The sequence below is a fragment of the Nocardia sp. NPDC051787 genome, from assembly GCF_040681325.1.
Taxonomy (GTDB): Bacteria; Actinomycetota; Actinomycetes; order Mycobacteriales; family Mycobacteriaceae; genus Nocardia.
The window spans coordinates 54040-74489 of sequence record NZ_JBFAYO010000017.1; the positions used below are offsets into that span (position 1 = coordinate 54040).

Here is a 20450-nt window from a genome sequence, read left to right on the forward strand (position 1 = left end):
GACCCACCCGCACACGAGAACGCCAAGGAGAGCGCAGCCGTGACCACTTCAGCGCCCATCAGCCCAGTCGCCCTCGTCCGGGTGCCGGCGGGGACGACGGCGGGCGCCGCGGTGCGCGAAGCGGGACTGCCGACCAAGGGGCCGGACACCATCGTCGTCGTCCGGGTGGACGGGGAGTTGAAGGACCTGTCCTGGACCCCGGACGCCCATGTCGATGTTGAGCCGGTGGCCGCGAACACCGACGACGGCCGCAACGTCATCCGCCACTCCGCCGCGCACGTCTTGGCCCAAGCCGTGCAGCAGGAGTTTCCCGAGGCCAAGCTGGGCATCGGTCCCTACATCAAGGACGGCTTCTACTACGACTTCCGGGTCGATCGGCCGTTCACCCCGGAGGACCTCGCCAAGCTGGAATCCCGGATGAAGAAGATCGTCAAAGGCGCGCAGCGGTTCTCGCGCCGGGTGGTCGAGGTCGAGGACGCCAGGGTCGAGCTGGCCAAGGAGCCGTTCAAACTGGAGCTGATCAGCGACAAGTCCGGCATCGACGACCCGGAGGTCATGGAGGTCGGCGGCAAAGAGCTGACCATCTACGACAACCTCGACCCGCGCACCGGCGAGAAGATCTGGGGTGATCTGTGCCGCGGCCCGCACATCCCGACCACCAAGTTCATCCCGGCCTTCAAGCTGACCCGCAGCTCCGCCGCGTACTGGCGCGGCGATCAGAACCGCGAGGACCTGCAGCGCATCTACGGCACCGCGTGGGAAACCCAGGAGGCCCTCGACGAACACCTGCACCTGCTCGCCGAGGCCGAGCGCCGTGACCACCGCAAGCTCGGTTTGGAGCTGGACCTGTTCAGCTTCCCCGACGAGCTCGGTTCCGGCCTCCCGGTGTTCCACCCGAAGGGTGGCATCATCCGCAAGGAGCTGGAGGAGTATTCGCGCCGCAGGCATGTGGCGGCCGGTTACGAGTTCGTCAACACCCCGCACATCACCAAGGGCCACCTGTTCGAGGTCTCCGGGCACTTGGACTGGTACCGCGACGGGATGTTCCCCCCGATGCATCTGGACGCGGAGCTCAACGAGGACGGCACCGTCCGCAAGCCCGGCCAGGACTATTACGTCAAGCCGATGAACTGCCCGATGCACAACCTGATCTTCCGCGCGCGCGGCCGGTCGTATCGGGAGCTGCCGCTGCGGCTGTTCGAGTTCGGCTCGGTGTACCGCTACGAGAAGTCCGGCGTGGTGCACGGCCTGACCAGGGTGCGCGGCATGACCCAGGACGACGCGCACATCTACTGCACCAAAGAGCAGATGCACAGCGAGCTCACCGACACGCTGCGGTTCGTGCTCGACCTGCTGAAGGACTACGGCCTCGACGACTTCTACCTCGAACTGTCCACCAAGGACCCGAAGAAGTTCGTCGGCTCCGAGGAGATCTGGGAGGAGGCCACCGAGACCCTGTCCAAGGTCGCCTCGGCCTCCGGACTGGAGCTGGTGCCCGATCCGGGCGGCGCCGCGTTCTACGGCCCGAAGATCTCGGTGCAAGCCAAGGACGCGCTGGGCCGTACCTGGCAGATGTCGACCATCCAGCTCGACTTCAACCTGCCGGAACGGTTCGACCTGGAATACACCGCCTCCGACGGCAGCAAGCAGCGGCCGGTGATGATCCACCGTGCGCTGTTCGGCTCGATCGAGCGCTTCTTCGGCGTGCTCACCGAGCACTACGCGGGCGCCTTCCCGGCGTGGCTCTCGCCCGTGCAGGTTGTCGGCATCCCGGTGGCGGAAACCTTTGTCCCGCATCTGGATCGGGTGATCGAGCGACTGCAGGACGAGGGCGTCCGTGCGCAGGTGGACCGCAGCGACGACCGGATGCAGAAGAAGATCTTCAACAACACCGCGCAGAAGGTGCCGTTCATGCTGCTCGCCGGTGAGCGCGACATGAACGCGAACGCCGTGAGCTTCCGGTTCCGCGACGGCACCCAGGTCAACGGTGTGCCGGTGGACGACGCGGTGGCCACCATCGTTGCGTGGATCGCCCGCCGGGAGAACGCGTCGCCGACGGCCGAGGGTTTCGAGATCCGCTCCGCGAGCAAGGGTGGAGCATGAACCATCTGGTCCGGCAGCGGAGCGTAACCACGCGGGGCGCCGCTCATGCCCGAAAGGACACGGCATGACCGAGCGCACGGTGCCGGACGGGCTCGCGGATCTGGACGAGACCGCGGCCTCGGCCGAACGGGGCGCCATCGTGGACGCCGGCGCCGGGGAACCGGATCGGCTGCTGCGGCTGTGGACGCCTTACCGCATGTCCTACATCGCGGAGGCGGCAACCGGGCCCAAGGATTCGACGGGTCATCCGTTCACGGATATCCCGAAGATGTCCGACGAGGACGGACTGGTGATCGCCAGGGGAGAGCTGGTGTACGCGGTACTCAACCTGTACCCGTACAACCCCGGGCACATGATGGTGGTGCCGTACCGCAAGGTGGCCAACCTGGAGGACCTCACCGAGGCCGAGAGCGCCGAACTGATGGCCTTCACCCAGCAGGCCATCCGGGTGGTGAAGAAGGTGTCCCGGCCACACGGCTTCAACGTCGGGTTGAACCTCGGCGGGGTGGCCGGCGGTTCGCTGGCCGACCACCTGCACCAGCACATCGTGCCGCGCTGGGGCGGTGACGCTAACTTCATCACCGTGATCGGCGGGGTGAAGGTGATGCCGCAATTGTTGCGGGAGACCAGGGCGCTGCTCGCGGCGGCCTGGAAGGAGGCGTAGATGAGCGACCGGGCGGATCGGCCGTGCTGAGTTTCCTCGGCCGCGAGGCGTTCGCCAAGGCGACGGCGCCGCTGGGCCGGGCCCTGGTCGGCACCGGCCTCACGCCCGATGCCATGACGCTGATCGGCACCACCGCTTCCATCATCGCCGCGGTCACGTTGTTCCCGACCGGACACCTGTTCTGGGGAACCATGGTGATCTGGTTGTTCGTCATGTTCGACTTGCTCGACGGGGCCATGGCCAGGGCGCGCGGCGGCGGTACGAAATACGGCGCGGTGCTGGACGCCACCTGTGACCGTCTCGCCGACGGAGCGATCTTCGGGGGTCTTGCGTGGTGGGCTGTCTACCATGAGCAGCACAAACCATTGTTCGTCGCGACGCTTGTCGTCCTGGTGACCTCGCAGGTGATCTCCTACGCCAAGGCGCGCGCCGAAGCAAGTGGGCTGTCCGCGGACGGCGGCCTCATCGAACGACCGGACCGCCTGATCATCGTGCTGGTCGGCGCCGGTTTCACGGGTATCGGCGGGCACTGGGGCATCGAATGGCTCACCTACGCCGTCCACGTCGCCATGTGGATTCTCGCGGTGCTCAGCATCGTCACCGTCGTCCAGCGGGTGCTGGCCGTGCGTAATTCGCCAGGGGCGCGAACCGTGATACCGGCCATGCAGCCGCGCAATTCGAGCACGGGAACCGCCGACGCCACAGGGCTCCCGTCGTGACCTCACCCGGTGCCGGACGCCGACCTGTCGACGGTGGCGTCCGGACGCCCATGCCGATGGAGCACGGACGAGCAGCGGAGAGGTGCGCATGAGTGGTCAGGCCCGGAGGAGGCAGCGCAGCGTGACCATGGCGGGCTCCGCTCATGCGCGAGAGGACACAGCATGAGCATCGGGGAGCAGCTCGCCGCCACCGGATACGCGGCGGGCTGGCGGCTGGTGCGTGCGTTGCCGGAACCGACGGCCCGGCGTTTGTTCGACTGGGGCGGCGACCGGGCAGCCCGGCGCGCCAATCGGGAGTTCCATGCGGGCGGTGCGCCGAACCAATTGCGGCGCAACCTGGCCCGCGTGCTGAGGGTGCTCCCCGCCGACGTGCCCGACGAGCTGATTCGCGCCGGCATGCGGTCCTACGCCCGGTACTGGCGCGAGGCGTTCCGGCTGCCGGCGATGGACCATTCCGCGATCGACTACTTCGTGGACGGTGTGCCATTCATCGACGCCGCGCTCGCCGAGGGCCGGGGCGTGATCTTCGTGCTGCCGCACTCCGGCAACTGGGATATGGCCGGTGTCTGGCTGGTGCAGCACTACGGCAATCTGACCACCGTGGCCGAGCGGCTGAAGCCGGAATCGCTGTTCGAGCGGTTCGTCGCCTACCGGGAGAGCCTCGGGTTCGAAGTGTTCCCGCTGACCGGCGGCGAGCAGCCGCCGTTCGAGCAGTTGGCTGCACGGCTGCGGGAGAACAAGTTCGTTTGCCTGATGGGCGAGCGCGACCTCACCGGCAAAGGTGTTCCCGTTCAGTTCTTCGGTGAGCGCACCTGGATGCCCGCGGGCGCGGCGAAGCTGGCTATCGAGACCGGCGCCGCGCTGATGCCGGTGCACGCGTGGTTCGACACTGATGCCGAAGGGCGCGAGGGCTGGGGCCTGAAAGCCGAGGCGCCGCTGGACGTTTCCGGTGGTGTCGCCGCGGCTACCCAGCAATTGGCGGACCGCTTCGCGGCGAATATCGCCGAGCATCCGGCGGATTGGCACATGCTGCAACCGCTGTGGGAGAGCGACCTGTCGCCGCAGCGTCGCGCCATGATCGCCGCCGCCCAGGCGAGCATCCGGGCCCAGCAGGGGGACGTAACGACATGAAGATCGGCATGGTCTGCCCCTATTCGTTCGATGTCCCGGGTGGAGTGCAGGCGCATGTGGTCGAGCTGGCGCGGGTGTTCATCGAACGCGGGCACAAGGTGAGCGTGCTGGCGCCGGCGTCGGACGATACGCCGCTGCCGGAGTTCGTGGTCTCGGCGGGACGCGCGGTCGCCATCCCCTACAACGGGTCGGTGGCGCGATTGTCGTTCGGTCCCATGGCTTACACCAGGATTCGCCGATGGATCGACGGCAACGATTTCGACGTGCTGCACATCCACGAGCCCAACGCGCCCAGTCTGTCGATGCTCGCGCTGAAGATCGCCGAGGGCCCGATCGTCGCGACCTTCCATACCTCGACGACGAAATCGTTGGTGCTGAGCACTTTTCAGGGCGTATTGCGGCCGTATCACGAGAAGATCGCCGGCCGTATCGCGGTCTCCGAGCTGGCGCGGCGCTGGCAGGTGGAGGCATTGGGCTCGGATGCGGTGGAGATCCCCAACGGCGTCGATGTTCCCGCGTTTGCCAGGGCGCCAATGCTGCCGGGCTATCCCCGCGCCGGGGGCACGGTGCTGTTCCTGGGCCGCTACGACGAGCCGCGCAAGGGGATGGAGGTCTTGCTCGGCGCGCTGCCCGATCTGGTGCGCCGACATCCCGACGTCGAGATTCTCATCGTGGGCCGGGGGGATGAAGACCGGCTGCGCCGTGAGTCCGGTGCCCTGTCCGGGCATCTGCGCTTCCTCGGGCAGGTGTCCGACGAGGACAAGGCCTCGGCGATGCGGAGCGCGGACGTCTACGTCGCGCCCAACCTGGGCGGCGAGAGCTTCGGCATCATCCTGATCGAGGCGATGGCCGCGGGCACCCCCGTCGTGGCCAGCGAACTGGACGCGTTCCGCCGGGTCCTGCGCGACGGCACGGCCGGCATGCTCGTCCCGGTCGGTGATTCGGTGGCACTGGCCGCCGCACTGCACACCGTGCTCACCGACGAGGTGCGCAGGGAGGCGCTGGTGCATACCGCGACGCAGGTGGTGAGCGAGTACGACTGGCCGGTGGTGGCCGAACAGATCCTGCGCGTCTACGAGACGGTGACCGTGGGCGACACCAGGGTGCGGGCCGCCGGATGATCACCTTCTCCGCGACGACCGTCCTCGTTCTCGCGCTCATCGCCGCGGTGGTCATCGCGATCGGGCTGTGGGCGTACTCCACCGCCCATCGGCTCGACCGGCTGCATGTGCGCTCCGATTTGTCCTGGCAGGCCCTCGACGCGGCGTTGGCACGGCGCGCGGTGGTGGCCCGGTCGGTCGCCATGGCCATCGCGGGCCCGGTGTCCGATCCGAGGCTGTCGGAGCAGGCCCGGCATCTGTCGGCGCTGGCGGACCGGGCCGAGCGGGCCGGTCCCGCAGACCGGGAGACGGTGGAGAACCAGTTGTCTTCGGTGCTGTCGGCGGTCGACATCGGCATGCTGCGTCCGCAACTGGTCGCCGAGCTGGCCGACGCCGAAGCCAGGGTGCTGATCGCGCGCCGCTTCCACAACGACGCCGTGCGGGACACGCTCGCGCTGCGCACCCGCCGCCCGGTCCGCATCCTGCACCTCGGCGGCACGGCCCCGCTGCCGTCCTATTTCGAGATCACCGAGCGCGCCACGCCCGCCGCGTCCACCGGCCTTGCGGTCGACACCATCCGCACCACCGCGCGCATCGTGCTGTTCGACGAGCACGACCGGACCCTGCTGATGCGCGGCAACGATCCCAAAACGCCGGAGGTGTCGTTCTGGTTCACCGTAGGCGGCGGGGTGGAGCCGGGGGAGAGCCTGCGCGTCGCGGCGGTGCGGGAGCTCTACGAGGAAACCGGGTACCGCGCCGACCCGGCCGCCCTGCGCGGCCCGATCTGGCGGCGGGTGGCGGTATTCCCTTTCAATGGTGAGCTGATCCGTTCCGAAGAGCTGTTCTTCGCTCTGCGAGTGCACGGTTTCGAACCGCACGCCGCGAACCAGACCGTGATCGAGCGCCGCTCCATCACCGGTCACAAATGGTGCACGGCCGCCGACATCGTCGCGCTGGACCGCGGCGGTGAAACCGTGTACCCGTATCACCTGGATGAATTGCTCGCCGAAGCCGCCGCGGCCGCGTCGGGAACCACCGACCCCGAGGTCCGCTCCATCCGCTGAGCGGATGTGTCGTGTTTCACGATCGTGATACCGTCGCGATGAATCAGGGCGCCGAAGGGTAGTGCTGTCGTTGGACGCGGAGGAATTCGGCGTCGTGGCCCCGATAAACGGGGCCGTTCCTGCTCGGTCGTGGAGGTAGTTCGTTCATGTCGTACCTGCTGTTCGATTTCCTGTTGCCGCTGCTCGGCCCCGCTGCCGCGGAGTACTGGGCGCAGTTGCTGGTGGTCGGCCCGCTGTGAGAAATGCCGCGCCGGGACGGCACGCTCGCCGAGTCTTCCCGGCGTAGGGCACTGTCTGGCTGGATCGCACCAGGCCAGTGCACTCCAACTGGCTATCAAGTGGCCTTTTGCGGCCGCCTAGAATCGTGGCGTTCGATTCCGAGCAACCAATTGGCGCACATGCCTGGAGGAGTTTGCCGTGACCACGCCCGAGACCACCCAGACCGTCGGCACCGCCCGCGTAAAGCGCGGCATGGCCGAGATGCTCAAGGGCGGGGTGATCATGGATGTCGTCACGCCGGAGCAGGCCAAGATCGCCGAGGACGCCGGCGCGGTCGCGGTGATGGCACTGGAGCGCGTTCCGGCCGACATCCGTGCCCAAGGCGGTGTGTCCCGGATGAGCGATCCGGACATGATCGAGGGCATTATCTCCGCCGTCTCCATCCCGGTCATGGCGAAGGCCCGCATCGGTCACTTCGTGGAGGCGCAGATCCTGCAGAGCCTCGGCGTCGACTACATCGACGAGTCCGAGGTGCTCACCCCGGCCGACTACGCCAACCACATCGACAAGTGGAACTTCACCGTGCCGTTCGTCTGTGGCGCGACGAATCTGGGTGAGGCGCTGCGCCGGATCACCGAGGGCGCCGCCATGATTCGCTCGAAGGGCGAGGCGGGCACCGGTGACGTGTCCAACGCGACCACGCACATGCGCAAGATCCGTCAGGAGATCCGCAGGCTGTCGGCGCTGCCTGAGGACGAGCTGTTCGTCGCGGCCAAGGAACTGCAGGCACCGTACGAGCTGGTGCGCGAGATCGCCGAGACCGGCAAGCTTCCGGTCGTGCTGTTCACCGCGGGCGGTATCGCGACCCCGGCCGACGCCGCGATGATGATGCAGCTCGGTGCCGAGGGCGTCTTCGTGGGTTCGGGCATCTTCAAGTCCGGCAACCCGGCACAGCGCGCCGCCGCGATCGTCAAGGCCACCACGTTCTACGACGATCCGGACGTGCTGGCCAAGGTGTCGCGCGGTCTGGGCGAGGCCATGGTCGGCATCAACGTCGAGGAGATCGCGCAGCCGCACCGGTTGGCCGAGCGCGGTTGGTGATCGCGGGCCGGTAGCGTCTGCCGCGTGGAACTGCGGCAGCTGCGGTACCGGCCCGACATGATCGGCGTGGGTTGGCGCGGGCGGCCGACGGGGTTGGTCGCCGCGCCAGCGGAGGAACTGTCCCCGGCGTAGCGCGACCCGCGTGTCGGCCGCTGCCGTCCGACTCTCACGGCGGCCAGAAAGTAGTCTCAGGGTTCCCACAAACACGCTCAGTAGCTTCGCCATTCGATTGCTTATAGCCGTTTCGTGTCCTCGCACCGTCGGGGAACCTCCGAACGCAAAGGACGAACAGTTGAAGCTTCGTAAGACCGGACGTATTACCGTCATGGGGTTGGCTATGGCGGCCGCCCTGAGCCTGGCCGCCTGCGGCAACGACGAAACGAGTGACTCCAGCCCGCCGGCCCGCACCACGACCGGCGCCGCGGCGACTCCCACCACGCCCGCACCGCCCACCGTCGATCAACTCAACGCCCTGCTGCAACGCGCGCTGGATCCCGCGGTGCCGAACGAGGAAAAGCTCGACTCCGTGCAGGGGATCGAGGCCGACCCCGGACTGCCGAACCGCTTGGCAGAGGCGTTCCGGCAGTCCAACGCCACGGTCGTGGTCACCGGCGTCACCGCCTTCGGCGACAGCGTCACCGCACAGGCCAAGTTCATCCTCAACGGCCAGGAGAACCAGGTCGACGTGCCCTTCGTGTTGGACGGCGGCAAATGGAAAGTCCAGAAGGCATGGGCCTGCCAGGCGCTGGCCAACCTGAACCAGCAGTCCCCGGCCTGCGCCCCCTGACCGTCCTCGGTGGCTCGGTCGCGTCGCGCTTCGCTCGACCGGTTCCGGCCCGGCAACGCCTGCGCGATTGCCGGGCCGAACCGTTTTCAGGGCTCCGGTGTCAGCTTCGAGCTAAGGCCCAGGCCATGGTCGGCCTCATGCGCAATCCGTTCATCACCGGCACCGTGCTGCACGTGGACGGCGGTCATCGCCTGGTCTGACCTAGCAGCGCAGACATATGGATACGTTGTCATGCGCATCTATCAATATGTGGACCCTGAGCCGAGAACACCCCCGTCGACAGTGAGCAAAAGTTGGCACGGACGAGGGAGGGTCTACGTCGCACGGCCGTCATCGACTCGCAGCGCCGGGCGATCGGGGTGGTCCCATCGAACGAAGAACGTTGGTGTGCCAGGGTTTTCGGCATCGTGCCGGAGCAGTGCCGGAATGGTCCACTGCGCGTCCGCCGGAGTGGTGCGGCGGAGGGCGGCCTCGGACAGGTCCAGGCGCACGGTCACGTCGGTGTCGAGGCGACGGCCGGAGAGCATCGGTCCCGCGACGACGATCGTGGTCGCCGGCGGTGCCGTGCGGATCGCCGCACGTGCCGAACGGTCGGCGGCTTCATCCCAGAGGGCGGGCAGCCACCGGCCGTGGTCGCGCAGTGCGCCGACCACCTCGCGGCGCACCGCAGCGTAGTCGAACCACGCTGTGCGATAGGACATCTCGTCGGTGCGGCCGAACTCCATGCGCAGCGAAGCGGGACGCACGTAGTCGTGCAGCGAGACCACGTCGGCGCCGCGGCCGGCGTCACGCAGGGCGGCGGCGATCCGCGCGGCGAACGCCACGGGATGCGCGGCGTCCGCGCCATCGACGGCGATCACCGTGTGGGAGCGTGCGGTGCGGACGGGGCGGATCACCAGCTCGACGAGGCTGTCGACGGTAATCGGCAGGAAACGGGGCACCCGTCCATCTCAGCAAACCGTGCCGTGCCGCGGGTCGGGAAGCTGCCGCTGTTGCCGGGTGTTCACCGGTGGGCCCGGCGCGCGCCGGGCGGCGGCCGGGTTAGTCTCACCGCATGGCGACAATCGAAGAGGCGCTGGAGATAGAGCGGCTCGAGCGGGATATCTTCCGTGGCGCGTCCACCAAGACCCAGCTCCCGCGCACGTTCGGCGGACAGGTTGCCGGCCAGGCGCTGGTCTCCGCGGTCCGGACGGTGGAACCGCGATTCCAGGTGCACTCGCTGCACGGATACTTCCTGCGCCCGGGTAATCCGGAGGAACGCACCGTCTACCAGGTCGAGCGCATCCGGGACGGCCGCTCCTTCTGCACCCGCCGCGTGACCGGCATCCAGGACGGTGCGGCCATCTTCACCATGTCGGCCTCGTTCCACGTCGGCGATCAGGGTCCCGAGCACCAGGACGTCATGCCGGAGGTGCAAGCGCCGGATGACCTGCCCGACGCGGAGACAACCATGAGCCCTGAGCGGCTGTGGTTGATGCGCGAGTGGGAGCACTGGGACATCCGCATGGTGCCGCAGGAGAACGTGTCCCGCCGCGACGGTGTGGTCTCCCAGCAGCAGGTGTGGTTCCGCTACCGGCACACGCTGCCCGACGACCCGCTGGTGCACGTGTGCACCCTGGCCTACATGAGCGATATGACGCTGCTCGGTTCCTCGAAGGTCATCCACCCCGACGAGCCGACCCAGAACGCCTCACTCGATCACGCGATGTGGTTTCTGCGCCCGTTCCGCGCCGACGAGTGGCTGCTGTACGACCAGTCCGCACCCTCGGCCGGTTTCGGCCGGGCCCTGACCGGCGGCAAAATCTTCACCCGGGACGGCACGCTGGTCGCCGCCGTGGTCCAGGAAGGCCTCATCCGCACTCTGCGCGAGAGCTGATCGCCGATCTGCGACCGTGAGCAGGCCCACATCGGCAGGGCTCGTAAGCTTTCCGGCGTGAACGCTACCTCGGTCACCGCACCCGCCGCCGCCACCGGGCCGGTGCGATCCGGTCCCACCGTCGGTGTGCTCGCATTGCAGGGCGACGTCCGGGAGCACGTCGCGGCTCTCGAACGGTGCGGTGCGATGCCCGTGCTGGTCCGTCGCGAGTCCGAGCTCGCCGCGGTGGACGCCCTGGTGCTGCCCGGCGGCGAGTCGACCGCGATCAGCAAGCTGCTGGAGGCCTTCGAACTGCTGGAGCCGCTGCGCGCTCGGCTGCGCGACGGGATGCCCGCCTTCGGTTCGTGCGCGGGCATGATCCTGCTCGCCTCGGAGGTGCTCGACACCCGTCCGGACGCGAAGCACCTGTCCGGGATCGATATGACGGTGCGCCGCAACGCGTTCGGACGTCAGGTCGACTCATTCGAGACCGACCTGCCATTCGCCGGACTGACCGGCGGCCCGGTGCGGGCGGTATTCATCCGCGCGCCGTGGGTCGAGCGGGTCGGCGAGGGCGTCGACGTGCTCGCCACCGTGCCGGACGGTCCCGCGGCGGGCCGGATCGTGGCGGTGCGGCAGGGCAATGTCCTGGCGACGTCGTTCCATCCCGAGGTGACCGGCGATCTGCGGGTGCACCGGATGTTCGTCGACCTGGTCCGGGCGGCCTGAGCGGAGGCCGCTTTGCGCGGTCGTAGCGGGCGCCCGAGTAGGCTGGGGAAGTTGTCCGCCCGGCCGTGCCGGTACGGTACACACCACCAGACGTGCCATCGACCTGAAGGAAGTAGGGAATGAGCGGCCACTCCAAATGGGCCACCACCAAGCACAAGAAGGCTGCGATCGACGCGAAGCGCGGCAAGCTGTTCGCGAAGCTGATCAAGAACATCGAGGTGGCGGCCCGGACCGGTGGTGGTGACCCGGATGGCAACCCGACGCTGTACGACGCCATCCAGAAGGCCAAGAAGTCGTCGGTACCCAACGACAACATCGAGCGCGCCCGTAAGCGCGGCGGCGGCGAGGAGGCCGGCGGCGCCGACTGGCAGACGATCATGTACGAGGGCTACGGCCCCAACGGTGTCGCCGTGCTGATCGAGTGCCTCACCGATAACCGCAATCGTGCCGCGGGCGAGGTCCGGGTCGCGATGACCCGCAACGGCGGCAACATGGCCGACCCGGGCTCGGTGGCCTACCTGTTCCACCGCAAGGGCATCGTCACCTTGGAGAAGAACGGTCTGTCCGAGGACGACGTGCTGCTGGCGGTGCTCGACGCGGGCGCAGAAGAGGTCAACGACCTCGGCGAGTCGTTCGAGATCATCAGCGAGCCCAGCGATCTGATCGCCGTGCGCACCGCGCTGCAGAGCGCCGGGATCGACTACGACTCCGCCGAATCCGGTTTCCAGCCATCGGTGTCGGTCGCGGTGGACGCCGACGGCGCCCGCAAGGTGATCAAGCTCGTCGACGCCCTCGAAGACAGCGATGACGTGCAGAACGTCTACACCAACGCCGACATCCCGGACGAGGTGCTCGCCGAACTCGACGACTAGTCGAGCAGCCGCGCGTAGTACTCCTGCATGGCGGGGTAGTACGCGTCGAAATCGGGGCGGTCGGTCTGCGCGCGGGCCGCCCCGAGCATGTCCAGGTAGTACTCCCACCCGGGGCCGACGTGGGGAAGCTGGGCGATCTCGGTGTCGGTGCGCAGGTGATGGGTGAAGCGCAATTCGGTCGTGCCCGCCGACTCGCTCAGCGTCAGGTCCAGCCGCCAGGAGCCGTGCTCGTCGATCGCCGAGACGGCCAGCCGGTGCGGCGGTTCGCAGGCGTCGATGTGCCACTCGTTCCACGGCTGCTCGTCTTCGAAAGCCATCTGCACCTTGATCGTTCGTCCCGGTGCCGCCTCGCCTTCCCACGGGCCGAACCAGCGTGCCGTGCGGTCGGATTCGGTGACGCTGGCCCACACGTCCTCGATCGGGGCGCGGTAGGTGCGGACCAATACCAGGTCCTTGCCCGTGCTTGCGGGGAAGAGCCGTCCGGTGGGTCGCTTGGTCATGCGGTGTCCTTTCTGGCATGAGCCGGTGCCGCGCTGTCATCTCGCGCTGCCGCTTTCCGGGCCGCACTACTCATGCCCTGTTCTCTGTTCTGGTCGGCGGAACGGCGCTCGCGCCTGGTCCGGTAGACCTCGGTCTCGAGTGCGTCGAGGTGGTGTGCCCAGTCCGTCGGCTGGTCGAAGCGCGTGAGCCACTCGGTGAGTGCGGCCAGCGGTCCGGTGTCGAGCACGTAGAAACGTTGTCTGCCGACCAGTTCGTCACGCACCAGCCCGCTTTCGCGCAGCACACGCAGGTGCCGGCTGACGGCAGGACGGCTGATGGCGAAATGCCCGGCGATCTCACCGGCGGTGCGCCGGGCGCCGAGCAGTAACTCCATGATTTCCCGTCGAACCGGATCGGCGATCGCCGCTGCCACCTCGTCCACGGACAAAAGCGTAACCGCTTGGTTACGCTTTTGTCCAGCGGTATGCCCCCCGCATGCGACCAGCACTTCACCGCCGGTCGGCGCGGCACGCCGCCGACAGGGAAGGCGCGGTGCTACTCCGCGACCTCGGTGCGCTCCCACCACTCGTAGACGGGCAGTTGCCCTTCGGGCGTGTCCAGGTGCCGCGGGGTGACCTTGAAGTGTTCGTATCCGCCCCGGTACGGGACCTTCAGCTCGACCCCCGGCGGGGTGATCGGCACGATGCGCTGGGGCAAGCCTTCCGGCCCACCCTCGAGGAAAGCCTTGACCGCATTGCTCATCCTCGGATGGTAGAAGCGCGACGGTCCGGATCGTGGCAGATTCAGGGCACGGTGAGTACCAATTTGCCTACGGTTCGCCCGGTATCGCCCAAAGCGTGCGCTTCGGCCGCCTCCCGCAGCGGAAAGGTCCCGGCGATCGTTGGGCGGAGGGCTCCGGACTCGACGAGTCCGGCCAGCGCGGCCATGCCTGCGTGGTCGTGTTCCACCAGCATCCGGACCGCCCGGACGCCGAGTGCCTCCGCCTCGGCCGCGAGGTCGCGCGGGCCCATGGCGCGCAACGTCACCAGCAGCCCGCCGGGTCGCAGGGTGTGCAGCGAGCGAATGCTGTTGTCGTCATCGATCGAGTCCAGCACGACGTCGACCTCACCGACCACCTCGGCGATGTCGGTGCTGCGGTAGTCGATGACTTCGTCGGCCCCGATCGCGCGCAGGAACGCGTGATTGGGCGCGCTGGCGGTGCCGATGACGTACGCGCCGCGCGCCTTGGCGATCTGCACCGCGAAGTGGCCGACGCCGCCCGCGGCCGCGTGGATCAGCAGGCGCTGCCCCGCGCCCAGCCGGGCGGTGTCGACCAACGCCTGCCACGCGGTGAGCGCGGCGAGCGGGATGGCCGCGGCCTGCGCGTGGTCGAGCACGGCCGGTTTGCGTGCGAAAGCGCGGGCAGGGCCGACGGTGTATTCCGCGCAGGCGCCGTGGCCGCCCGGGTAGGGGAGCATGCCGAAGACCTCGTCGCCGGGGCGGAACAGGGTCACGCCGATGCCGACGGCGGCCACCTCGCCGGAGACGTCCCAGCCGAGCACGAACGGCGGCTCGGACAGGAACAGGCCCGCGACTGCGCGGTGGCGCCAGTCGGTCGGATTGAGTCCGGCTGCGCGCACCCGGACGAGGATCTCGCCCGGGCCCGGAACCGGTTGGGGGAGTTGCGCTTCGGTGAGCACCTCGGGGCCGCCGAGGACGTGCTGGCTGATCGCGCGCATGGTCGCGGTGCTGTCGATATCGGTCATGGCTGCCAGCCTGCCGGGCCCGCCCGCCGACGGAAATGGCACGATTGCCATTCTTCGATATGATCGTGCCATGCTGGCGGATGAAGCCGCACCCCATCGAGTGGTGGTGCTGGCGTTGGACGGGGTGTACCCGTTCGAACTCGGCATTCCGAATCGGGTATTCGGCAGCGCCGCGGGTAAATACGAAGTGACCACCTGCTCGATCGACGGAGGCCCGGTGCGCAGTGCCGCGGATTTTGCGATCGCCGTGGCGCATGACAGCCGCGCGCTGGAGGCCGCCGAGACGGTAGTTCTGCCCGCCTGCGATATCTCGATGACCTTGTCCGGCACGCTGCCGCAGCCGGTGCTCGACGCGTTCGCTCGGATCCGGCCCGGCGCGCGGATCGTCGCGATCTGCACCGGCGCTTTCATCGCCGCCGCCGCGGGGCTGCTCGACGGTCGCCCGGCCACCACGCACTGGAATCAGGCCGAACGGTTCCGCCGCATCTTCCCGAGCGTTCGCCTCGACCCGGACGTGCTGTACGTCGACGACGGGGACGTCCTCACCTCGGCGGGTGCCGCGGCGGGGCTCGATGTGTGTTTGCACCTGGTGCGCCGCGACCACGGCAGCGCAGTAGCGAACGCGGTCGCGCGCCGCTGCGTCGTCCCGCCGTGGCGCGACGGCGGCCAGGCACAGTACATCGAGCAGCCGGTTCCGCCCGCGACGTCGGCCGGGACCGCGGCGGCCCGGCAGTGGGCCTTGGAGAACCTGCGGTCGCCGCTCACCGTCGAGGAGCTGGCCGAACGCGCCCGGATGAGCAAGCGCACCTTCGCCCGCCGCTTCCGCGACGAGGTGGGCATGAGCCCGGGCCGCTGGCTGATCCAGCAGCGAGTTTTCCGCGCCAGGCATCTGCTGGAGACCACCGATCTGACCGTCGACCGGATCGCGGGCGAGGTCGGATTCGCCACCGGTACCTCGCTGCGACAGCATCTGGTCGAGTCGATCGGCGTCGCACCGCAGACTTATCGGCGTACGTTCCGTGCCGAGGCCGCCGTGACGCGGCGAACGGTGGCCTGAGTCGAGGACGGGCAGAATACGGACATGGCCGAACTGGTGCTCATGCGCGGCGACATCACCGAGCAGGAGGTCGACGCGGTGGTCAACGCGGCGAACTCGTCGCTGCTCGGAGGCGGGGGAGTCGACGGTGCGATCCATCGGCGCGGCGGCCCCGAGATCTTGGCCGAATGTCGCCGATTGCGTGCTTCTCGGTACCGCGCCGGACTGCCGACCGGTGCGGCGGTCGCCACCACGGCCGGTCGCTTGCCCGCGCGCTGGGTGATCCACACGGTCGGCCCCGAATGGTCGGCGGCTGAGGACCGCTCAGCGTTGCTGACTTCCTGTTATCGCGAATCCCTGCGCGTGGCGGACGAATTGGGAGCGCGAACGGTCGCGTTCCCGGCCATCTCCACCGGCATTTACGGCTGGCCCATGGATGACGGTGCCCGGATAGCCGTCGAGACGGTGCGCGCGACCGCGACAGGGGTGGCGGAAGTCCGGTTCGTTCTCTTCGGCGAGTCGGCTTACGCGGCGTTCGCGGGGCGGGTCTCCGAAGCCCGGCACCGCGACTGATCCGAATGTCGGTGCCCGCTGGCATACTCGGGCCCGTGTCGTTCAGTACCCGTATCGAAGTCCGCGTGACCGATCTGGATCCGCAATTGCACGTCACCGGCGCCGCCTACCATCAGTTCGCCGACCACGCGCGTTTCGCGTGTGTGCAGGCGGCGGGCGTCTCCGTCGACGAGCTGATCGCGGCGGGGCTCGGGCCGGTCAATCTGGAGACCGTGCTTCGTTTCCAGCGCGAATTACGCGGCGGCGACGCCGTGGACGTGTCCTGTACCTGGCAGTGGGGCGAGGGCAGGACCTATCGGGTCGAGCACGTTCTCACGCGCAGCGACGGGGTTGTGGCCGCGACGGTGAGCAACGTCAGCGGTCTGCTCGACTTGGCAGCGCGGCGCTTGGTCGCCGATCCCGCGCAACAGTGGGCGACACGGGCGAGCCGCCCCGAATTGCTCGGGCTGCCGGACGCCGCGGCACTCGGCGGCTAGCGGGTCGTGTCGCTGGTCGGCGAAAGATCAAGGCTCCGCTAGACTCTCGAACAGTTGTTCGCGTCTGCGAGAGGGGTTGTCGTGCGGGTGATGGGCATCGACCCCGGACTCACCCGGTGCGGCCTCAGCATTGTCGAGGGCGGGTCGGGGCGGCAGGTCACCGCCTTGGATGTCGGCGTGGTCCGCACTCCCGCCGACATGGATCTGGCCCAGCGCCTGCTGGCGGTCGCCGATGCCGCCGAACGCTGGATGGACGTCCACGAGCCAGAAGCCGTGGCGATCGAACGTGTCTTCGCCCAGCACAATGTCCGTACCGCCATGGGCACCGCACAGGCGGGCGCAGTGATCGCGCTGGCCGCGGCGCGACGCGGGATCCCGGTCGCCTTCCACACCCCGAGTGAGGTGAAAGCGGCGGTCACCGGCAGCGGCACCGCCGACAAGAAGCAGGTGGCCGCCATGGTCACCCGCATCCTCGGCTTGCCGGCCGCACCCACACCTGCGGACGCGGCGGATGCGCTCGCGCTGGCCATCTGCCATTGTTGGCGGGCGCCGCTGCTGGAGCGGATGGCGCAGGCCGAGGCCACGGCGGCCGCGGCGCAGCGACGATACCGGGAACGGCTGGCCGAACAACGGAAGGCGGTGCACAGGTGATCGCGTCGGTTCGCGGTGAGGTGCTGGAGATCGCCCTCGACCACGCGGTGATCGAGGCGAGCGGGGTCGGTTACCGGCTCAACGCCACTCCCGCCACGCTGGCCGGGCTCACCCGTGGTGCGGAAATCAGGCTCTACACCGCGATGATCGTTCGCGAGGACTCGATGACGCTCTACGGTTTCGCCGACACCGAGGCCCGCGACCTGTTCGGCTTGCTGCAAACGGTCTCCGGCGTCGGCCCTCGTCTCGCGATGGCGGTGTTGGCCGTGCTCGAGCCCGAGGCGCTGCGCAAGGCGCTCGCCGAGAGCAACGTGGCGGCGCTGACCAGGGTGCCCGGCATCGGCAAGCGCGGCGCCGAGCGCATGGTGGTCGAACTGCGCGACAAGGTGAATCTCGTTCCGGTGCCGTCCGGCCCGCCCGGATCGACGCCGGCCGCGGTGCTCACGCCGGTGCGCGATCAAGTCGTGGAGGCGCTCGTCGGCCTCGGCTTCGCCGCCAAGCAGGCCGAGCAGGCGATCGACGCGGTGCTGGCCGACCAGCCTGCCGCCGATACGTCCGCCGCCCTGCGAGCCGCGCTCGGCCTGCTCGGCAAGAACCGGTAAGGCGTCATGGACTATCCAGAGGAACCAACCGAATCCCAGGTCAGCCCGCGCTATCTGACGTCCGATGGGGAGATCGAGGCGAGCCTGCGCCCGAAGTCGCTGGACGACTTCATCGGCCAACCCCGGGTTCGTGAACAGCTCGCATTGGTCTTGCGCGGTGCCAAACAACGCGGTGGCACACCGGATCACGTCCTGCTGTCCGGTCCGCCCGGTCTCGGCAAGACCAGCATGGCGATGATCATCGCCGCGGAACTGGGCACCGCATTGCGGATCACCTCCGGACCCGCGCTGGAACGGGCCGGCGACCTCGCGGCCATGCTCAGCAACCTCGTCGAAGGCGACGTGTTGTTCATCGACGAGATCCACCGCATGGCCCGGCCCGCCGAAGAGATGCTGTATCTGGCGATGGAGGACTTCCGGGTCGACGTGGTCGTCGGCAAAGGTCCCGGCGCGACCTCGATTCCCCTCGATATCGCGCCGTTCACCCTGGTCGGCGCCACCACGAGGTCAGGAGCGCTGACCGGTCCGCTGCGCGACCGCTTCGGGTTCACCGGGCACATGGACTTCTACGAGCCCGGCGAGCTGCTGCGCATTCTGCAGCGTTCGGCCCACATCCTCGGCGTCGGCATCGAGGAGGACGCGGCCGCCGAGATCGCGGGCCGCTCGCGCGGCACGCCCCGGATCGCCAATCGCCTGCTGCGCCGGGTGCGCGACTACGCGGAGGTGCGCGCCGACGGCTGGATCACCCGTCCCATTGCGCAGGCCGCGCTGGAGGTCTACGACGTGGACGTACTCGGCCTGGACCGCCTGGACCGCGCGGTGCTCGGCGCGCTGGTCCGCAGTTTCGGCGGCGGCCCCGTGGGCGTGTCCACGCTGGCGGTCGCGGTCGGCGAGGAGGCCGCCACCGTCGAGGAGGTATGCGAACCCTTCCTGGTGCGCGCGGGCATGATCGCGCGTACCCCGCGCGGCCGCGTCGCCACGGCAGCGGCCTGGGAGCATCTCGGCCTGGTTCCGCCCCCCGACCTGGTCTTCGGCTCGATCGAAGTCCGCGGCCGCGAGCCGCACCCCACCCTCGACCTCTTCGAATGACTCCTGGCTCCGCTGTTCGCGCCTGACGCGAGCTGGCACGCCCGTGGTCAGCGGCGGTTGCGCAAGGCGGCGGCGACCAGATCGAGGAATGCGTCGACCTCGTCGCGCTGGTAGCCGCGGGCGCCGAGGCGGGCCTCGGTGAAGCGGACGGCGCGGACATCGTCGATGGTGAGGCTGCCCGGCCCGCCGTGCGCGAGGGTCGCGGCGACCAAGTCGAGGAACGCGCCGACCTCTTCCTCGTTGTAACCGCGCCGTCCGACGGGGGCCTGGGTGAATCGCATCCGATGCACGTCGTCGGGGGTGAGCAGGGTGTGTCCGTTGCCGTTGGCCGCCGGCACCGGCCGGACGCCGCGCTGGCGGAATTCGAGCTCGGCCTGGATCTGGTCGAGGTACTCGTCCACCTGGTCGGCGCGGTAGCCACGCTCGCCGAGCCGCGGCGCGTCGAAGCTGATGTGCCGCAGATCGTCGGCGGTGAGCGCACCATGTCCGGCCAGGGTCGCGGCGACGAGTTCGAGGAAGGCGTCCACCTCGTTCGCGCGGTAGCCGCGATGCCCGAGTGGTGGGGTCGCGAAACGGGTCCGGAGCACATCCTCGGGAGTCACGGGCGACATTCTGTCAGGCGGGGTGCGCTGCGCCGCTCGAAAGCGAAATTTCGGACTCTCCTGGCCTTTTGCGAACAACGGCCGTCCCTCTGGTGAAACGCCGGATCAGTGCGCCTCACCCTAGCGCCAACGGTCCGGTCAGGGGGATTGGCACGTTGCTCAGTCCTTGCGGACGCCGTCGACGAGCAGGCGGCGGATCGCTTCGTTCAGCCGGGTGATCGAGGCCTTGTCGAGTTCGCGCAGCGAATACACGATGCCGGCGATCAGCATGCCGGTGACCGCCCGTGCGGTGTTGACGGTATCCAGGTCCGCACGCAGGTAGCCGAGCTCGACACCGTGGTCGAGATATCCTGCCGTCAGCGCGTCGGCGGTGTCGAGCAGGCCGTACAACCGCTGGGTGAGCTCGTCGTCGATGCCGGTGGCGTGGAACAGCAGCAGCTGGGCCACCCGGCGATCGGCGAGCAGGATCTCGGTGAGAGCGACGCCGATGCGGTCGATCTGGGCGCGGTATTCGTCCAGCGTGCTGGCGGCGTCCGGGGCGTTCTCGGTGCCGAGGGCGGCGATGATGCGCGCGGACAGATCGTCGATGACGTGGTCGATGATGTCGCGCTTGTTGCTGAAGTAGCGATAGAAGGTGCCGTGCCCGATGCCGAGCTGGCCTGCGATGTCGGCGATGCCGGTGGCGTGATAGCCCTTCTCCGCGAAACAGACGAAGGCCGTGTCGATGATCTCCTGGCGCAGTTCGGCCTTGCGTCGCTCGGCACGCGTGGGTGGCTTCGTCACCAGGCCGATGATACAGTCGTCCGAAACGGAATGATATGTCATTCCGTG

At 68.6% G+C, this 20450-nt stretch carries 24 protein-coding genes; 17 read left to right on the plus strand and 7 right to left on the minus strand.

Annotated elements, in window-relative coordinates; all coding sequences use genetic code 11:
* The first annotated feature begins 39 nt into the window (after positions 1-39).
* The 8 genes from thrS to AB0M45_RS19525 all read left to right on the plus strand — a co-directional run bounded on the left by thrS (position 40) and on the right by AB0M45_RS19525 (position 8888).
* Positions 40-2103, plus strand: coding sequence for a threonine--tRNA ligase (gene thrS, locus AB0M45_RS19490; RefSeq protein WP_364330629.1), 2064 nt, complete (start codon positions 40-42; stop codon positions 2101-2103).
* Between the two features lie 64 nt (positions 2104-2167).
* Positions 2168-2767, plus strand: coding sequence for an HIT domain-containing protein (locus tag AB0M45_RS19495; protein WP_364330632.1), 600 nt, complete (start codon positions 2168-2170; stop codon positions 2765-2767).
* A gap of 23 nt (positions 2768-2790) precedes the next feature.
* A complete protein-coding gene (gene pgsA / locus AB0M45_RS19500) occupies positions 2791-3486 on the plus strand; it encodes a phosphatidylinositol phosphate synthase (protein ID WP_364330635.1) in 696 nt (231 codons plus the stop codon).
* A gap of 162 nt (positions 3487-3648) precedes the next feature.
* Entirely contained in the window at positions 3649-4617 is a 969-nt protein-coding gene (locus tag AB0M45_RS19505) for a phosphatidylinositol mannoside acyltransferase (protein ID WP_364330638.1), read from the plus strand.
* Positions 4614-5738, plus strand: coding sequence for a glycosyltransferase family 4 protein (locus AB0M45_RS19510; RefSeq protein WP_364330641.1), 1125 nt, complete (start codon positions 4614-4616; stop codon positions 5736-5738). Before AB0M45_RS19505 ends, AB0M45_RS19510 begins: the two co-directional genes overlap by 4 nt.
* Positions 5738-6781, plus strand: a complete 1044-nt coding sequence (locus AB0M45_RS19515) for an NUDIX domain-containing protein (protein ID WP_364330936.1) — start codon at positions 5738-5740, stop codon at positions 6779-6781. Before AB0M45_RS19510 ends, AB0M45_RS19515 begins: the two co-directional genes overlap by 1 nt.
* Before the next feature lie 417 nt (positions 6782-7198).
* Entirely contained in the window at positions 7199-8101 is a 903-nt protein-coding gene (pdxS, locus tag AB0M45_RS19520) for a pyridoxal 5'-phosphate synthase lyase subunit PdxS (RefSeq protein WP_364330644.1), read from the plus strand.
* Between the two features lie 292 nt (positions 8102-8393).
* The gene (locus AB0M45_RS19525) at positions 8394-8888 is read left to right on the plus strand and encodes a hypothetical protein (protein ID WP_364330647.1); all 495 of its coding nucleotides are present in this window, start codon (positions 8394-8396) and stop codon (positions 8886-8888) included.
* A 314-nt stretch (positions 8889-9202) separates the two neighbouring features.
* On the opposite strand, the gene AB0M45_RS19530 is transcribed toward AB0M45_RS19525, so the two are convergent.
* Entirely contained in the window at positions 9203-9829 is a 627-nt protein-coding gene (locus AB0M45_RS19530) for a hypothetical protein (protein ID WP_364330650.1), read from the minus strand.
* Between the two features lie 113 nt (positions 9830-9942).
* Here AB0M45_RS19530 and AB0M45_RS19535 point away from each other — a divergent pair, with 113 nt between their 5' ends.
* The 3 genes from AB0M45_RS19535 (at position 9943) to AB0M45_RS19545 (ending at position 12344) form a co-directional block, all read left to right on the plus strand.
* Positions 9943-10764: an acyl-CoA thioesterase II gene (locus AB0M45_RS19535; RefSeq protein WP_364330653.1), complete on the plus strand. Its 822-nt coding sequence runs from the start codon at positions 9943-9945 to the stop codon at positions 10762-10764.
* Between the two features lie 57 nt (positions 10765-10821).
* Positions 10822-11472 carry a pyridoxal 5'-phosphate synthase glutaminase subunit PdxT gene (pdxT, locus tag AB0M45_RS19540; protein ID WP_364330656.1) on the plus strand — a complete coding sequence of 217 codons (651 nt, stop codon included), beginning with the start codon at positions 10822-10824 and terminating at the stop codon, positions 11470-11472.
* A gap of 119 nt (positions 11473-11591) precedes the next feature.
* Positions 11592-12344 carry a YebC/PmpR family DNA-binding transcriptional regulator gene (locus AB0M45_RS19545; protein ID WP_364330660.1) on the plus strand — a complete coding sequence of 251 codons (753 nt, stop codon included), beginning with the start codon at positions 11592-11594 and terminating at the stop codon, positions 12342-12344.
* On the opposite strand, the gene AB0M45_RS19550 is transcribed toward AB0M45_RS19545, so the two are convergent.
* The 4 genes from AB0M45_RS19550 to AB0M45_RS19565 form a co-directional block, all read right to left on the minus strand.
* Positions 12341-12844, minus strand: a complete 504-nt coding sequence (locus tag AB0M45_RS19550) for an SRPBCC family protein (RefSeq protein WP_364330663.1) — start codon at positions 12842-12844, stop codon at positions 12341-12343. The two genes, AB0M45_RS19545 and AB0M45_RS19550, sit on opposite strands and share 4 nt — an antisense overlap.
* Positions 12841-13266 carry a metalloregulator ArsR/SmtB family transcription factor gene (locus AB0M45_RS19555; protein ID WP_364330666.1) on the minus strand — a complete coding sequence of 142 codons (426 nt, stop codon included), beginning with the start codon at positions 13264-13266 and terminating at the stop codon, positions 12841-12843. The genes AB0M45_RS19550 and AB0M45_RS19555 overlap by 4 nt, the downstream gene beginning before the upstream one ends.
* Positions 13267-13379: 113 nt before the next feature.
* Positions 13380-13586 (minus strand): DUF5988 family protein, encoded by a 207-nt coding sequence (locus tag AB0M45_RS19560; protein WP_364330669.1) that lies wholly within the window; start codon positions 13584-13586, stop codon positions 13380-13382.
* Between the two features lie 41 nt (positions 13587-13627).
* Entirely contained in the window at positions 13628-14632 is a 1005-nt protein-coding gene (locus tag AB0M45_RS19565; protein ID WP_364330672.1) for an NADP-dependent oxidoreductase, read from the minus strand.
* A 28-nt stretch (positions 14633-14660) separates the two neighbouring features.
* Here AB0M45_RS19565 and AB0M45_RS19570 point away from each other — a divergent pair, with 28 nt between their 5' ends.
* The 6 genes from AB0M45_RS19570 (at position 14661) to ruvB (ending at position 19017) form a co-directional block, all read left to right on the plus strand.
* A complete protein-coding gene (locus AB0M45_RS19570; RefSeq protein WP_364330675.1) occupies positions 14661-15647 on the plus strand; it encodes a helix-turn-helix domain-containing protein in 987 nt (328 codons plus the stop codon).
* 24 nt (positions 15648-15671) lie between these two features.
* Positions 15672-16199, plus strand: a complete 528-nt coding sequence (locus AB0M45_RS19575) for an O-acetyl-ADP-ribose deacetylase (protein WP_364330678.1) — start codon at positions 15672-15674, stop codon at positions 16197-16199.
* 35 nt (positions 16200-16234) lie between these two features.
* Entirely contained in the window at positions 16235-16675 is a 441-nt protein-coding gene (locus tag AB0M45_RS19580; protein ID WP_364330681.1) for an acyl-CoA thioesterase, read from the plus strand.
* Between the two features lie 81 nt (positions 16676-16756).
* Positions 16757-17326, plus strand: coding sequence for a crossover junction endodeoxyribonuclease RuvC (gene ruvC, locus AB0M45_RS19585; RefSeq protein ID WP_364330684.1), 570 nt, complete (start codon positions 16757-16759; stop codon positions 17324-17326).
* Entirely contained in the window at positions 17323-17928 is a 606-nt protein-coding gene (gene ruvA / locus AB0M45_RS19590) for a Holliday junction branch migration protein RuvA (RefSeq protein ID WP_364330688.1), read from the plus strand. The genes ruvC and ruvA overlap by 4 nt, the downstream gene beginning before the upstream one ends.
* Before the next feature lie 6 nt (positions 17929-17934).
* Positions 17935-19017, plus strand: coding sequence for a Holliday junction branch migration DNA helicase RuvB (gene ruvB, locus AB0M45_RS19595; protein WP_364330691.1), 1083 nt, complete (start codon positions 17935-17937; stop codon positions 19015-19017).
* Between the two features lie 47 nt (positions 19018-19064).
* On the opposite strand, the gene AB0M45_RS19600 is transcribed toward ruvB, so the two are convergent.
* Positions 19065-19628 carry a DivIVA domain-containing protein gene (locus AB0M45_RS19600; RefSeq protein ID WP_364330694.1) on the minus strand — a complete coding sequence of 188 codons (564 nt, stop codon included), beginning with the start codon at positions 19626-19628 and terminating at the stop codon, positions 19065-19067.
* 150 nt (positions 19629-19778) lie between these two features.
* Positions 19779-20444 (minus strand): TetR/AcrR family transcriptional regulator, encoded by a 666-nt coding sequence (locus tag AB0M45_RS19605; RefSeq protein WP_364330696.1) that lies wholly within the window; start codon positions 20442-20444, stop codon positions 19779-19781.
* Positions 20445-20450 lie beyond the last annotated feature (6 nt).